The following is a 14804-nucleotide window of genomic DNA, read 5'->3' on the forward strand; positions in this document are numbered from 1 at the left end:
TCCACCCCTTATAGTACTTCCAGTGCTCTTGCTCCCACCGGGCTGGGCGCCAGGATCATGCAACGGGCCTTGACGCCGCTTTCCCGGAAGGTTTCTTTCATTACTTTGGCGATTAAATTAAAATTACTGTCGGCCAGGGCGATCAGAGACGGTCCCGAGCCGCTCAGGGCCACCCCCCGGGCGCCGGCCAGCCTGGCCGCCGAGATCACCTTTTTGAACCCGGGAATCAGCCCCGCGCGGTAAGGCTGGTGCAATTTATCATCCATGGCCGTACCCAGCACGGAAAGGTCGCCCTTCTGGATAGCGGCCACCAGCAGCGCCGCCCTGCTGATATTGAACACGGCGTCCCGCAAAGTCACCATGTGAGGCAGGTTTTCCCTGGCGTCCCTGGTGCTCAGGATAAAGTCCGGCACTGCCACAACCGCTTTCAACCCCGGGGGTAAATCCACTTTGGTCCAGCTGATTTCCCCTTCAACGGCGGTATAAATGATCAAACCGCCCAGCAGCGCCGGGGCGATATTATCCGGGTGTCCCTCCAGGGAACAGGCCAGGGCCAGTATTTCCCGCGGGCTCAACCCGGCGCCGCACATGATGTTCGCCGCAATGATGCCCCCGATAACGGCGGAGGCGCTGCTGCCCAGGCCCCGGCCCACCGGGATGCCGTTGACCAGCTTGATCCTCAGCCCCTCCGGGACGCGCCCGGAGCGCTCAAACACTTTGCGGGCGGCTTTGTACACCAGATTGCTTTCATCCCGCGGCAACCCTTCAGCGCCTTCCCCTTCTATTTCTATGACCAGGCCGCGGGGGATTCTGCCGAACTCCACCGTGTTATACAGCTCCAGGGCCAGGCCCAGGCAATCAAACCCCGGGCCGAGATTGGCGGCGGTAGCAGGAACCTGCACTCTGATCACGGGTTTATTCACCCTCCACACGAATCACATTGGAAACCTCTTTCACGGAAGAGAGATGTTTAATGATTTCCAGCGCCTCCCGCATGTTCTTTTCCCGCACCTTGTGGGTAACGAGCACTATTTCCGCCGTTACGGTATCGGTTTGCTTTTGCAGCACCGAAGCCAGGCTGACCTCCTTGTCTCCGAAAGCATAGGCGATGGAGGCCAGCACGCCGGGCCTGTCGGACACCTGCAGGCGGATATAATACCGGCTTTCCACCGCCCCCATATCCTTGACCGGCTTTTCCTCGTAGCAAGTGCAGGAAATGATGCCCGGCACGTTGCGCAGCAGGTCCCGGGCGGCGTCCATGATGTCCGCGACAACGGCGCTGGCGGTGGGCATTTCCCCCGCCCCCCGGCCGTAAAACATGGTGTCGCCCACGGCGTCGCCGGTAACGAAAATGGCGTTATAAACATCGTTGACCGCCGCCAGCGGGTGATGCACGGGAATCAGGGTCGGGTGCACCCTTGCTTCGATCCCTTCGTCCGTCTCCTTGGCGATGGCCAAAAGCTTAATGGTATAATTAAGCTCGCCGGCGTAAGCAATATCGGTGGCGGTGATTCCGGTAATCCCCTCAACGTAAACATCATCCAGGACAATTCGCGAGTTGAACGCTATGGAAGCCAGGATGGCCAGCTTGCGCGCCGCGTCGTACCCTTCGATGTCCGAACCGGGGTCCGCCTCGGCGTAACCTTTTGCCTGGGCTTCCCGCAGCACGTCTTCAAAATCCGATCCCTCACCGGTCATTTTACTTAACATGTAATTGGTTGTGCCGTTGATAATCCCGATGACCTGCGTGATTCGATTGGCCGCCAGGCACTGCTTGAGCGGCCTGATGATGGGTATGCCGCCGGCCACGCTGGCTTCAAACAGGAGATCGGCGCTATTTGCTTCGGCCAGCGCAAAAAGTTGTTTACCGCAGGTCGCAATCATATCCTTGTTTGCGGTAACCACGCTTTTGCCTTTCTCCAGGGCGGCGCTGACATAGCCGAGGGTGGGCTCGATTCCGCCCATCACTTCCACCACGATTTTGATCTCCGGGTCTTCCAGAATATCTTCAATTCTGGTGGTCAGCTTGCCGGGGTCGAGATCGATGCCGCGATCCCTGTTTAAGTCCCTGACTAAAATTTTCTTGATTTCCAGCCCGGCCCCTATCTTGCGCTTAATATTTTCCCCGTTGCCGGTGATAATGCGATATACGCCCCTGCCCACCGTACCCAGGCCTAAAAGGCCGATTTGTATACTGTCCGACATTAATTCAACCCCTTTCGTCCAGCTTCACGCGCCCAGAAGTTTAGCCTGCCTTACCCCCACGGTGCTGCGCAGCAAGTTCAGCATTTTTTCCACGTCGCAGTTCAGGTTGGCTGTTTCGATGGTGACCGTGGCGTTGGCCACACCCTGTTGCGGCAGGTTTTGATTGATGGTGACAATGTTGCCCCCGACCGACGCTATGCCGCTTAAAACAGCCGATAAGACACCCGAGCGGTGTTCCAGTTGAATCTCCAGGGTGACAGTTTTATCCCGGTTCCACCGGTGAAACGGGTAAACCTTGTCCTTATATTTGTAAAAGGCGCTGCGGCTTAATTGCACCTTTTCCACCGCCTCGGCCACGGTGGCCGCTTCACCGCTCATCAATAATTCCTTGGCCCGCACGGTTTTATGAAGCGCTTCGGGAAGAATGTCTTCCTGGACCAAAAAAAATCGCGGCTCCTTGCCCGCCACCCTTGTTGCACCTCCCGGGTCAGTCCACAATGCGCGGATATAATTCCATGCATGGTAGACATTATATCACTACCCCGGCGTTATTGGCAATATTTTGAGGGCAGTTTGCATTTTTTACACCAAAAAAAAGCTTGCTGTAGGGACCGGTAGTTCCCAGCAAGCGATGCCGACAGGTGTCGCGTTGTTGCGATTTGTTAAATAATAATGCAGATAAGCCCGCCGCTGCCCTCGTTGACAATACGTTGCACCGTTTCCTGCAATTTGGCCTGGGCGTTTTCGGGCATTCTTTGCAGCTTGTTTTGAATGCCTTCCCGGACCAGGTCACTGACCGATTTGCCGAAAATCTCGGATTGCCAGATCTTCTGCGGGTTTTCTTCGAATTCATTCAACATATAGCGCACCAGTTCCGCACATTGCTTTTCCGTGCCGATAATGGGGGTGATTTCGGTGTTGATGTTGGCCCTGATCATGTGAATCGACGGCGCGCTCGCTTTTAGCTTGACACCGAACCTGCTGCCCTGGCGAATCAGCTCGGGCTCTTCCAATTGCATGTCTTCAATACCGGGATTGACCACCCCGTAACCTGTTTCCTTTAATTCCATGAGGGCCGGCGCAATTTTGTCGTATTCGCGCTTGGCCACGGCAAATTCCTTGAACAATCTGAATAACATGTGATCTCCTTCCAGCTCAAACCCGGTTTCCTCCGACAGCACCCGGTAAAACAGGTCCGGCTTGGAAGCTATTTCTATGGCGACGGTGCCAGTACCCAGATCCATATTATTCAGTTCAACCCGCTGCACCATATCATATTCCCCAAGTTTTTCCACGGCGCCGTCAATATCCCGCAGGCGCCGCACCTGTTGTACGGTTTCCCTTACCGCGGCATCAAATTTTTCCCGCAGCCAGTGCCTGGATTCCAGCTCTTCCACCCATAGCGGCATGGTAATGGAAACTTCATTAACCGGGAATTCAAACAACGCTTTTTCCAGAATTTGCAGGATATCCTGCTGATTCATCTGGGCGCAGTTGACCGGGATTACCGGCACATCATACTTTTCCGTCAATTCGTCCGCCAGTTGAATGGTTGCTTCATCATTCGGCGCGGTGCTGTTCAAAACGATTAAGAAGGGCCTGTTAATCTCCTTTAACTCCTGAACCACCCTTTCCTCGGCGGGAATGAAATTTTCCCTGGGGATATCCGTGGTGGTTCCATCCGTGGTAACTACAATCCCAATGGTTGAATGTTCGCTGATTACCTTTCTGGTGCCGGTTTCCGCGGCCTCTTCAAAAGAAATCGGCTCATCAAACCAGGGGGTTGAAACCATGCGCGGGTTGCCCTCTTCATCCTCGTAGCCCAGTGCTCCCTCCACCCGGTAACCCACGCAATCAACCAGTCGCACTTTCACCTTCAGGTTGGGGCTGATCTCAATTTCCACCGCCTCGTTGGGGACAAATTTAGGCTCGGTGGTCATAATGGTTTTTCCGTTCCCGCTCTGGGGCAGTTCATCTTTGGCCCTTTCCCGCTCATGCACGTTTTCTATATTGGGTATGACCATTAACTCCATAAACCGCTTGATAAAAGTTGATTTACCTGTCCGGACGCCGCCGCTTACACCCAGGTAAATATCCCCTTCGGTGCGTTCCGCTATGTCGCGGAAAATATCAACTTTTTCCATGAACGCACTCCCTCCTTTGGAAAATTTAAAATATATATAGGTTAAAAGGTTTAATACATACCTTAGCATCCCCCCCACCGGCAGGAAAGGCATTCAAATATTCCCACTCGTGCAGGCCTAGTCCACGAGAATTTTTTTCCAATGGCATACATTAACAATATATATATATGAAGGAGATTAATGATTATTACAAAATAAATAAAAATGTATATGCCCAAAATGATGTTTTTAATCTTGGACAAACAAGCAGGAAAATGAGCAACGATTGTCGAAGACTGAAGAAGACTGAAGTTGAAATAAAAAAAAACGGCAAAAATTTTAACGAAAGGAGAACGTGGTGCGTAGAAAAATATTTCCAATAATATTAATATTCACAATCCTTTTGTCCTTTGTTTTTCCCTTTGCTACCGGGGCTATGGCCCTACCCGTGCAGCGACCGGTTACGGTGGTCGACGAAGACGGCCAGGTTTTGTTTAAAGAAACAATTCTATATACAAGTTCATATACTCCACCGCAGGAAAAAATTCCGGCAGCACCATCACCGGCACCGGCAACAGCAACAACAAAACCTCAAAAAGCCGGCCTTCCCTCCAGGGCGGACACCGGCGATGTCCGGCTGGTAATTAAAACAGCCTACGAGCTCTTGGGCAAAAGCTACGCTTACGGGGCAAGCGGCCCCAATAGTTTTGACTGTTCCGGTTTAACAAAGTTTGTTTATCAAAAAGTAGGAGTAAACCTGCCTCACTCGGCGGCTAGCCAGTTCCAAAGCGGCATCCGCATTGCCCGTGAAGAGTTGGCGCCAGGGGACCTGGTGTTTTTCAGCTATTACGGTAGTGCCGGGATCAACCACGTCGGGGTTTATGTCGGTGACGGCATGTTCATTCACGCTTCCACCCCCCAAACGGGCGTCATTATAAACTCGCTGAAGGAGTCGTATTACGCGCATAACTACCGGGGAGCCGTCCGGTTAATTCGTTAACAACCAGTTAAAAGATCCGCCAGTTGAAAAGAAAGGCGCGCTCCTTTCGGCACTTTATTCCTTAGCCCCGGCCATAAATATGGCCAGGTATGTTTTCCTGAAGTATAAACAGGGGGCGGGCAACTTTTCTCAAAGGAAAAAGTAGCCCGCCCCCTGTTTTTGAAAAATATTTTTGCGGCGTGGGGTGTCGTGTCTATTCGTCTTTTTCTTCCCGCACCACTCCCGTTCCTTCCTCCAGGTAGGCATTCATCAGGTGTTGGTAAGCCAGGGCGCTTTGTTTCACCCAGTTCAGCGCGTTGCCCGAGATTTCCTTCTTGGGCTTGGCCGGTGCGCCCGCCGCCAGGTGCCTGGGCGGGATCTGCATCCCGTCGGTGACCACGGAACCGGCGGCAATCATCGCTTCCGAGCCGATCACCGCGTTGTCCAGGATGACGGCATTCATGCCGATGATGGCCCCGTCTTCAACTTTGCAGTTATGCAGCACCGCTCCATGAGCCACGGTTACATTGGAACCGATCACGGTTTCTCCGCCGGGCAGCACGTGGACCACCACGTTATCCTGCACGCTGGAGTTCCCGCCCACCCTGATTTTACCGAAATCGGCGCGGAGCACCGCCCCGAACCAGATGCTGGCCCCGGCTTCAACCTCGACGTCACCGATCAACACCGCGGTGGGGGCGACAAAAGCTCCCGGAGCAACCCTGGGGCGCTTTCCCTTGAACTCGACAATCTTCATGTAAACACCTCCCAATGATTTATTTTGGATCCCGCTCAATCCACCACTTAATTTTGGCCAGGGCCACTTCCTCCACTTCGCGCGTCTTATCCCTGCACATCAAATTTTTTACCGCCACCGCCGGGTCCAACCCCTGGAACAGCACCCGGTACATTTGCTCGGTAATGGGCATCTCCACGCTCCACCGCCTGGCCAGGCCGCGCGCCGCCCTGGTGGTACGCACCCCCTCAACCACCATGTTCACCCCCGCCAGCGCCTGCTCCAGCGTTTTACCACGCCCGATTTCAACCCCGGCGCGGCGGTTGCGGCTGTGCCTGCTGGTACAGGTGACAATCAAATCCCCCAAACCGGCCAGTCCCGCAAAAGTCAACGGGTTGGCGTGCATGGCGATACCCAGGCGGGTTATTTCCGCCAATCCCCTGGTCATTAAAGCGGCAGTGGCGTTGTCGCTGCCGATAAGCCCGTCCACTATCCCGGTGCCCAGCGCGATGACATTTTTCAAGGCGCCGCCGATTTCCACGCCGGTGATGTCCGGATTGGTATATACCCGAAAACTTTCACCCATGAACAAATCCTGGGCCAGCGCCGCCGTATGACTGGAAACCGACGCCACCACCACCGCGGTGGGCATTTTCAAGGCCACTTCCTCGGCGTGGCTGGGACCGGAGATCACCGCGTAATTACCGGTTCGCTTCTCGCCCGCTTCCTGGACAAATACCTCGGACATTCTCAGCATGGTATCTTCTTCAATGCCCTTGGCGGTGTTGATGACAATAGAATCCGGCCCCAGGCGGGGCAGCACTTCTTGCAATACCGCCCGGAAGCAGTGCGAGGGAACGCTGAAAACCACGACGCGCGATCCTGCCAGCGCCCGCTCCAGGTCATCCGTAACGTTGATATTTCGAGGCAGTTCAACCCCGGGCAGGTAACGCTTATTTTCCCGGTTCAAACACAGTTCTTCCGCCTGTTCCCGCCGCCTGGCCCACAAATTGACCGGGTGCCCCTTACAGGCTAGGTGGCAGGCCAGGGCTGTTCCCCAGCTGCCCGCTCCAAGCACGGTGACTTGTTCCCTGTCAGCCATATTTAATCACGCCTGCCCTTCCCGACCTTGAATTCCGTGCCGTCCATAATCCGCTTGATGTTTGGCCGGTGCTTGTAAATTGCGAATATTGCAAGTAACACGCCAAATAAAATATATGCGCCGCCCATTTTCAACACGGCCATGGTTACCGGCACTGAGATCGCCGCCAGCATCGACCCCAGGGATACATACCTACTGATGCCCACCGTAATCAACCAGACCGCCAGTGCCACCAGGACGGTAACAGGCGAAACCGCCAGCACGACGCCGGCGCCGGTGGCGATAATTTTACCGCCCCGAAAAGACAGGAACACGGGCCAGCTGTGGCCGCAAAGCACGCCCAGGGCGGCCAGCAGTTCCGTTTCCGCGCCGCCCAGTTGCCGGCCCAACATCACCGCGGCCACCCCCTTGCCCATGTCCAGCAGCAGCACGGCCAGGCCCGGCACGGGGCCCAGGGTGCGCCAAACATTGGTGGCGCCGATATTGCCGCTGCCGTGCTCCCTGATGTCAATGCCCTTAAGCAGCCGGGCCAGCAGGAATCCAAAGGGTATTGAGCCAATCAGGTAGCTGATAACCACGGCCAGTAATGACATTGGGGACATGATGATTTCACTCCTCACTCTCTCCTGCGCGTTAGGATCCTGATCGGGGTGCCCTCGAAACCGTAGGCTGACCGCAGCTGGTTTTCCAGGTAACGCAGGTAGGAAAAATGCATCAATTCCGGCTCGTTGACGAATAAAAAAAACGTGGGCGGCTTGACTCCCGCCTGGGTGGCGTAGAATATTTTCATCCGCCTGCCCTTTTCCTGGGGGGGCGGGTTGTGCAGGACGCATTCCCGGATTAAATCGTTCAGGTTGGCGGTGGAAATGCGCATGTTTTGCTGTTCGCTGACGTAGTCCACCAGCTCCAGCACCCGCTGTACCCGTTGCCCGGTAAGCGCGCTGACAAATAATACCGGAGCATACTGCATAAAGCCGAGCCCGTCTCTTAATTCCTCAATATAACGGTTGGCCGTGCGGTCGTCCTTTTCCACCAGATCCCACTTGTTGACGACCAGGATGGAACCCCGGCCTTTTTCATGGGCGTACCCGGCAATGCGCTTGTCCTGCTCGGTCAGCTTTTCCACGGCATCGATCAGCACGAGCACCACATCGCTCCGGTCCACGGCCCGCAGCGAGCGAATGACGCTGTATTTTTCGGTGGGCAGGTCGATTTTGCTCCGCCGCCTGATTCCCGCGGTATCAATAATCAAATATTTTTTATCCCGGCGGGTGATGCAGGTGTCGATGGCATCCCGGGTGGTGCCCGGAACATCGCTGACAATGACCCTTTGTTCACCCAGGATGGCATTCACCAGCGAGGACTTCCCCACGTTGGGGCGGCCGATGACCGCAATTTTAACGACATCATCGTCTTCATCCTCTTCCGCCGCCGGCGGCAATTTTTGCACGATCAAATCCAGCAGTTCCCCGGTGTTCATGCCCTGGGCCGCCGAAACCGGAACCGGGTCACCCAATCCCAGTCCGAAAAATTCGTACAGCTCGTGCACTCTGTCAAAGTGTTCCACTTTATTGGCTACCAGCAAAATAGGTTTATCGGAACGGCGCAAGACCCGGGCCACGTCCTCATCGGTGCCCGTCAGGCCGGCCCGGGCATCCACCACGAAAAGCACCAGGTCCGCCTCGGCAATGGCGATTTCGGCCTGCTTGCGGACATGTGAAACTATTTCGCCGTCTTCCCGGTAGTCGAGTCCTCCCGTATCCACCAGGGTGAATTTGCGGCCGCTCCATTCCGCATCCTGATAAAGGCGGTCCCTGGTTACACCGGGCACGTCCTCCACGATTGCCACCTGGCCCCCCACGATACGGTTGAAAAGCGTGGACTTGCCCACGTTGGGACGGCCCACGATAGCCACAATCGGTCTACCCATGCTTAGCGCACCATCTCTCCATAATAGTCACCAGTTACAGTACCGGATAGTATACTTGCAACCAGCTCGCCCGGACCGCTTACCGGTATTACCGGCACCTTGAGCCGCCCGGACAGCTCGTCCACGTTAATGTCGTCAAGAAATACCTTCTCCCCGGCACGCAGCATAACCTTCGGGATATATAACCTTTCTCCGAGGTCCCGCCCGGCCAGGCCATCCAGCAGGTCTTTTCCCGTCAGTAAACCGGCTACGGTTACAGTTTTGCCGAAAAACTTGTTTTCCAGAACATGCAATGCCGCGTTAACACCGGAAATGCGGTTCAATTCCGCCACCACCGGCCCGAGCACGGCGGCGGCCAGCGTTCCCGTCACAATGGAACACTGCACTGGACGGTCCACCCGGACGGGGAGACATTTACGCACGCCGTTCCATTCATCCCAAAAAAGGCGCACCAGCCCCACCCCGTTTTCGGTCTGGGGAAAACCGCCGTATTTTTCCGCAGGTGGAACCGGAATTTGGGCCAGCAGGTAAAATTCGTCACCCGCAAACACCAGCGGGTATTCGTATTTTGCCACGAACAAGTCCTGCCACTGGTGCACCCGGGTAACCACCAGGCGGGCCTCCGCGCCGGTATAGGGGCGCAGGCCGTACAGCCCCCGGCGGTGACCGGTCAGGCCCACCGGAACCACCGCCAGGGAGCGCACCGCCGGCCACAGGCCGGCCAGGTCGCTGACCGTGCGCTCCAGTTCCGCGCCGTCATTGATTCCCGGGCACAGCACAACCTGCGTATGCATTTCAATACCCGCGCCCGCCAGGTACCGCAGTTGCTCCATAATTTTTCCCGCCTGCGGGTTGCCCATCATTTCCCGGCGAAGTTCGGGGTTTGTGGTATGTACCGATATATACAGCGGGCTCAGGTGCAGGCGGGCGATACGCTCCAGTTCGCCCGGCCCTATATTGGTTAAGGTGATAAAATTGCCCTGGGCAAAGGACAGGCGATAATCATCATCCTTGACGTAAAGCGTTGACCGCATTTGCCCCGGCATCTGATCTACAAAACAAAAAATACATTTATTGCCGCAGCGGCGGGTCCGCCCCCAGCCGCCGCCCCGAAACCGTATGCCCAGGGGCTCGTCGTAGTCTTTTTCAATTTCCAGCACCCAGTGCTCGCCGTTCGTCTTTTGCACCAGTACCTCAAGGTTTTCTTCCGCGGTTAAAAACCGGTAATCCAGAATGTCGGATACACCGGTGTTGTTGATCCGCAGGATCGCGTCACCGGGCTCCAGGCCCAGTTCTCCGGCAATGCCCTCCCCGTCAACCGCTTCGATAATCAGCCCGTGGTCCCGCATGGGGACCCTCCTCTCAAAAATATGACGTTCTCGTTACATTATCCGATAGCTGGCAGATTTAGTCAAGCATTGCTGCGCGGGCCCGCCGGGGCTAAGGTTCCGTTCCCCGGCGGGCCGCCTCGGCCAATTCCCGGTAAACATTCGCTACGCACCGGTGGATTAAGGAGTAACCGGCTGCCTTGAGCCCCGGAAACCTGCTCAACCAGACCCCCAATCCAAGTAAAGGCGTCCTCCGGCAGTTAAGTCTAACCAGTTCGTAGTCATGGATGTGAAAAAGCCCGAGAAAGCTGTTAATCGCACGGGTCACCATATCCCCGTTACCCTTTGTCCACAGCGCCAGGCATTTTTCATCGCCGCTGCCCCGGCCGAGATCGTAAACGCTGGCGTCACCCCCGCCGAGCCCGTAACAAAGCAGTACTTCTTTCACTTCACCCCGCCCGGGCGGCCGGTCGGCGGGCAGCCGGCCGCTCCTGATAGCGGCCGCCAGCACGGCGAACGGAAAACCGGTATCATTATAATAGATCACCCGTTTCATCTTAACGGCACTCCCGCGCCCTCACCAGGCGGACCAGCTTGATGATTTTGTCGTACGCACGCACGGTACCCCAGGCCACCAGCGGGCGTCCCGCGTTGATCCACTTGAACCGGCGCGACATCGTGCCGCCGATTCGCATGCTGGTGTTTACCTTGTTCAAAACATTAACGAGTTTGTATTCTCCGGAAGGGATATCAAAATGCCGGGCCAGCCCGTGGACAAGGTTTTCCAGCATCCTGGAGGCTCCCCTTTGACCCACAAAGCAGATCTCGTTTCCACACTCGTCAACTCCCATCAGGGTTATCACGCCGTGGTCGGCATTATCCCTTTTATCAAAATAAGGGATGGCCAGCAATTCCCCGGCGCTCGGCGCCCGGTGCAGGGGCAACATGCCCAGGTGGGCGGCCGCGGCCGTCACTGAAGAATGAGTGCCTCCATAACAATGGTAGATAATTTTCAAGAAAATCACCTTTAATGTTTGACTAATGTTTGACGATAAAATAGCAGCCGTTTTCCAGGTCATGCACCATGGCATCCAGAGTTTTGGCCAGAAATAATGCCACTTTTTCTTTTTCCGCTTCGTCTTCGGCAATAAAGATGGGTACGGCGCCGGTTACTTTGTTTTTATCTGTTGTAACCACGGCCAGGATCCCTTTTTCCCGCTCACCCAATTTGGTTAGCCCCCTTGGCTGTTTTTTAATCGGCGGCCATGCGCCCGGCCTGGGTTTTCAGCGGCCTGACCCGGGCGCTTTCCAGCACGGGTGTACGTTTGACCGCCAAAATGAGCGATTCCAAGTCTTTTTCGATGGGCATAATGTACAGGGCTACTGCTCCGGTATCCGGGTTCTTGCGCACCAGCGGCGTAAACTCCGGTATGTCGACATCCTTTTTACTGCCCATAATCACCGCGGCGGTGTGGGCAATGGCCATGCGCTGCCCCATATCGTGCAAAGTTGCCCTGGCATTGTCATCCTTGGGCTTGATCATAACCCCAAGCGCTTCTTTTTTTATTTTTTCCCGCATTTCGGGCAACCCCACCGACATAAAATCAATATCATTGACGCGCAGCAATGAACCTTTAAAATTGATTTCCCCGGGTATTACCTCGCAAATATCGCCAATGGTCTCGCCGGTCATAAAGGTCAGGCTGAAAAAGATCAGGATTACCGCCACCACAGCAGCTCCAATGACACCGCCCAGCACCGCCGCAACGCTGGTTAGAAAAGCCGTGATCATGACCAGGTAATTGCGTGCCTCAAATGTCCGGGCAATCCCTTCGATATAGTCCTTGCCTCTTTTTTCCAACCTTGTTTCTTCGAGGTTTTGCAAGGTTTCCCGTTCAATATTTCTGATCTCCCGGAATTGCTGGGCGGCCAGGGCCAGGAAGGTGAAGGCGGTGAAATCTTTATTTAACAAGGCGGGTACGGCCACTGCGCCCAGGGCCGAAGCGATCGCACCCAGGGCAAGATGGGAGATGTATCCATGCGGGTACCCCGGATATTGCCGGTAATCCAGCCTGATCAAGAGCAGCCGGGCCAAAGTGCCCGCTAGGCTACCGGAAAGGATGATTTTCATGTACTCTTCCAAGCCGGGTCACACCTCTTTGGTGATATATGAAGCATCATAAGTTGGGCGTATCATCTCTTGTCAGATATGATACGCCCATCGGAACAACTCCATATCAGTTGTAGTTTGCTATCTAAACACTACACCCGGTGCTCGTTCGCTCCAGAAAGACGCCGATCGCCCGCCACTATGGGTGGCTATCCAATAACTAATCGTTTCTAACTCTTTCCAGGTTTTCTCTGGCGGCATCACTGGCGTCCTCGCTGTGTGACTTTTCAACATCACCTTTGGGGGTTATGATTTTCTTTTTAGACGGGCCCATGAAACCGGCAAATTCCCTACCCCAGTAACTGCCCAGCCTTTCCCGGGCCTTTTGCCAGCTTCCCGAACTGATGAGCAGGAACGCGCCTCCCCCCAGAAGGGCGATCCCGATGATCCAGGCCAGGGTTTTCCAGCCCGCGGGCGTACCCGATGCCGGGCCGTACCCTCCGGGTGCCGTCACGTTACCGCCCACGCCCAGCACGCCGGGAAGCGCGTCAGCAAACATGGCCGCACCCCTTTGAGCCGCCTCCCGGGAGTTGGTGTGGGTGCCCACTTCAACCAGCATGGCTGAAGACATCAGGTCCTGGTTGTAATTGCCCCGGGCGATGAAAATTTCCTTGACAATGCCGGGGTGCACTTTATTGGCATAAGCCATCACCCTTTTGGCAAATTCCATGTTGGACTGCATTTTGGGGTTTTGCCTGCCCACCACCAGCCTGACCCTGGTTACCCCCTCACCGTTGATTGTTTTACTGTAATAATCGGGGTCGGGTATCCCATCCCGGTGCACGTCAATCAGCGCAACCGGGTTTTTCTTCATCAAGCCGGCAACGGTGCGCCGGGAACGGTAGTAAGCGTTGCTGTCCCGGGGTTCATGCGGGGTTTTGTCATGCAGTACTTTAACGCCTTTCTTTTGCAGTTCCGCCGCCAGCGCGTCCCCCACCTCAAAAATGCCGCCATGGTAGGGCTTGCTCTCGGTGCCGTCGGTAGGCACGTATGATTCGGCGCTATGGGTATGATAAATGGCCACCGGCCTGTTCTTCCAATCCGCCTGGCCGGCAACCGGCAGTACCGCGTGCTCAAATTCATCCATGTAGGCCAGCAATTCGCGATCCATGCCGGTAAATTCAGCCCGGGCGTTATAACCGTCAACGGCTTTAACCCTGTAGCGCCGGCCCTTGTCGGTTATCAGTTCGTCTCCCACCGTTACGGTGCGGGACATTTTACTCAGCAGCCTGTTGCCGGCATCGGTGATCCTGTATTCCAGACCATCGTTATGCTCGGCCTCCGCCGCGTTGTTCCACAGCCCGCCCGGCGACCAGGCCGGGTGAAACGAGCGGGTCAATGAGTAATACGCCAAAAGGGAAATTCCCAGAACCAGCAGTCCCGCGCCCAGGGCAATTCTAAACCGAGTTTTTTTCACCGTTGGTCACCCTCCCCAGTTTGTTCACTTCCGGGTTCAGCCGGGCCTGGTTCACCGGGGCCGGGTTTGCGCAACCCTTCCATCAATTCCCCCGGCCTGCCCTCCGAAGCCGGCCCCCCTTGAATTCTCTCCCTGGTTTCACCGATGATTTCGGCCAGCAGAACGGCTACGATGCCGGCCAGCACGATCCCGTCAAAAGCGCCGGCGCCGCCGATTGCCACCGTGCCCGCCGGTGCGCCGGTGGCAATCAGCCAGACCAGGTAAGCCACATCAACAAGCACCAGCCCCAGCGTGGCCGCTATAAACGCCGAGCGCCGGGAACGCCCGGCGAGATACGCCACCAGGCCCCCGATAATGGGGTAAACCCACAGGGCGTCCAGGTAGCCGAAAAAGCGGCCGCCCGGTTCCACGTCGCCCCGTCCCATGTAGTAGCCGACGCCGTAAATAACCGCGCCGGTGATTAACGCGCCGACCAGGGCCCGTCCCCATTCCCGGGGAGTGCCGGCCTTGGACAGCAGGTAGATGGAAACTCCGATTGGAACCAGCGCCCCGCCGACATTCAAAGAAACATCGTAGCGCCCCCGGGACAGTGGAATATCGATAAAGCTGCCCACAATCAACAGGGCGATAATCGCAAACGCCGCCCGGTCGGAAAGGCGCATCCGGTCCAGCACACGCTGGGCCAGACCGAAATAAATTAAGATGGAGACCGCAATCAGTATAATGATGCCGATCGGTAACTGCGTCATTGTTGCTTCCTCCTTGCGAAGTTAATCATCACTTTTTGCTCGTAAAATTATGCTTTCCCCGCGAA

General features: G+C 55.8%; 16 protein-coding genes. 1 reads left to right on the forward strand and 15 read right to left on the reverse strand.

Going from position 1 to position 14804, the window contains the following annotated elements; translation table 11 throughout:
* Positions 1-8: 8 nt before the first annotated feature.
* From thrB to spoIVA, 4 genes are all read right to left on the reverse strand, one after another.
* Entirely contained in the window at positions 9-911 is a 903-nt protein-coding gene (thrB, locus tag IT084_RS03315; protein ID WP_195711100.1) for a homoserine kinase, read from the reverse strand.
* A 4-nt stretch (positions 912-915) separates the two neighbouring features.
* Positions 916-2205, reverse strand: coding sequence for a homoserine dehydrogenase (locus IT084_RS03320; RefSeq protein WP_195711102.1), 1290 nt, complete (start codon positions 2203-2205; stop codon positions 916-918).
* A 24-nt stretch (positions 2206-2229) separates the two neighbouring features.
* Positions 2230-2673: an ACT domain-containing protein gene (locus IT084_RS03325; RefSeq protein WP_195711104.1), complete on the reverse strand. Its 444-nt coding sequence runs from the start codon at positions 2671-2673 to the stop codon at positions 2230-2232.
* A gap of 194 nt (positions 2674-2867) precedes the next feature.
* Positions 2868-4349, reverse strand: a complete 1482-nt coding sequence (spoIVA, locus tag IT084_RS03330) for a stage IV sporulation protein A (protein WP_195711106.1) — start codon at positions 4347-4349, stop codon at positions 2868-2870.
* Positions 4350-4686: 337 nt separating this feature from the next.
* Here spoIVA and IT084_RS03335 point away from each other — a divergent pair, with 337 nt between their 5' ends.
* Positions 4687-5328, forward strand: coding sequence for a C40 family peptidase (locus tag IT084_RS03335; protein WP_195711108.1), 642 nt, complete (start codon positions 4687-4689; stop codon positions 5326-5328).
* 193 nt (positions 5329-5521) lie between these two features.
* On the opposite strand, the gene IT084_RS03340 is transcribed toward IT084_RS03335, so the two are convergent.
* The 11 genes from IT084_RS03340 to IT084_RS03390 all read right to left on the reverse strand — a co-directional run bounded on the left by IT084_RS03340 (position 5522) and on the right by IT084_RS03390 (position 14739).
* Complete coding sequence (locus IT084_RS03340; protein ID WP_195711110.1) at positions 5522-6064, reverse strand: gamma carbonic anhydrase family protein; 543 nt, start codon at positions 6062-6064, stop codon at positions 5522-5524.
* 19 nt (positions 6065-6083) lie between these two features.
* Entirely contained in the window at positions 6084-7145 is a 1062-nt protein-coding gene (locus tag IT084_RS03345; protein ID WP_195711112.1) for an NAD(P)H-dependent glycerol-3-phosphate dehydrogenase, read from the reverse strand.
* Between the two features lie 2 nt (positions 7146-7147).
* Positions 7148-7738 carry a glycerol-3-phosphate 1-O-acyltransferase PlsY gene (plsY, locus tag IT084_RS03350; RefSeq protein ID WP_195711411.1) on the reverse strand — a complete coding sequence of 197 codons (591 nt, stop codon included), beginning with the start codon at positions 7736-7738 and terminating at the stop codon, positions 7148-7150.
* A 23-nt stretch (positions 7739-7761) separates the two neighbouring features.
* Positions 7762-9075 carry a ribosome biogenesis GTPase Der gene (gene der / locus IT084_RS03355; protein WP_195711114.1) on the reverse strand — a complete coding sequence of 438 codons (1314 nt, stop codon included), beginning with the start codon at positions 9073-9075 and terminating at the stop codon, positions 7762-7764.
* A gap of 2 nt (positions 9076-9077) precedes the next feature.
* Entirely contained in the window at positions 9078-10424 is a 1347-nt protein-coding gene (locus IT084_RS03360; RefSeq protein ID WP_195711116.1) for a DUF512 domain-containing protein, read from the reverse strand.
* Positions 10425-10515: 91 nt separating this feature from the next.
* Positions 10516-10959, reverse strand: coding sequence for a DUF3189 family protein (locus tag IT084_RS03365; protein WP_195711118.1), 444 nt, complete (start codon positions 10957-10959; stop codon positions 10516-10518).
* Between the two features lies 1 nt (position 10960).
* Positions 10961-11419 carry a DUF3189 family protein gene (locus IT084_RS03370; RefSeq protein ID WP_195711119.1) on the reverse strand — a complete coding sequence of 153 codons (459 nt, stop codon included), beginning with the start codon at positions 11417-11419 and terminating at the stop codon, positions 10961-10963.
* Between the two features lie 22 nt (positions 11420-11441).
* Positions 11442-11630, reverse strand: coding sequence for a capping complex subunit for YIEGIA (locus tag IT084_RS03375; RefSeq protein ID WP_195711120.1), 189 nt, complete (start codon positions 11628-11630; stop codon positions 11442-11444).
* Positions 11631-11655: 25 nt separating this feature from the next.
* The gene (locus tag IT084_RS03380; protein ID WP_395879355.1) at positions 11656-12546 is read right to left on the reverse strand and encodes a YIEGIA family protein; all 891 of its coding nucleotides are present in this window, start codon (positions 12544-12546) and stop codon (positions 11656-11658) included.
* A gap of 187 nt (positions 12547-12733) precedes the next feature.
* A complete protein-coding gene (gene spoIIP / locus IT084_RS03385; protein WP_195711121.1) occupies positions 12734-13990 on the reverse strand; it encodes a stage II sporulation protein P in 1257 nt (418 codons plus the stop codon).
* Positions 13987-14739 carry a DUF1614 domain-containing protein gene (locus IT084_RS03390; RefSeq protein WP_195711122.1) on the reverse strand — a complete coding sequence of 251 codons (753 nt, stop codon included), beginning with the start codon at positions 14737-14739 and terminating at the stop codon, positions 13987-13989. The genes spoIIP and IT084_RS03390 overlap by 4 nt, the downstream gene beginning before the upstream one ends.
* Positions 14740-14804 lie beyond the last annotated feature (65 nt).

The organism is Desulfallas sp. Bu1-1, from assembly GCF_015594625.1.
Lineage (GTDB): Bacteria > Bacillota > Desulfotomaculia > Desulfotomaculales > Desulfallaceae > JADNRQ01.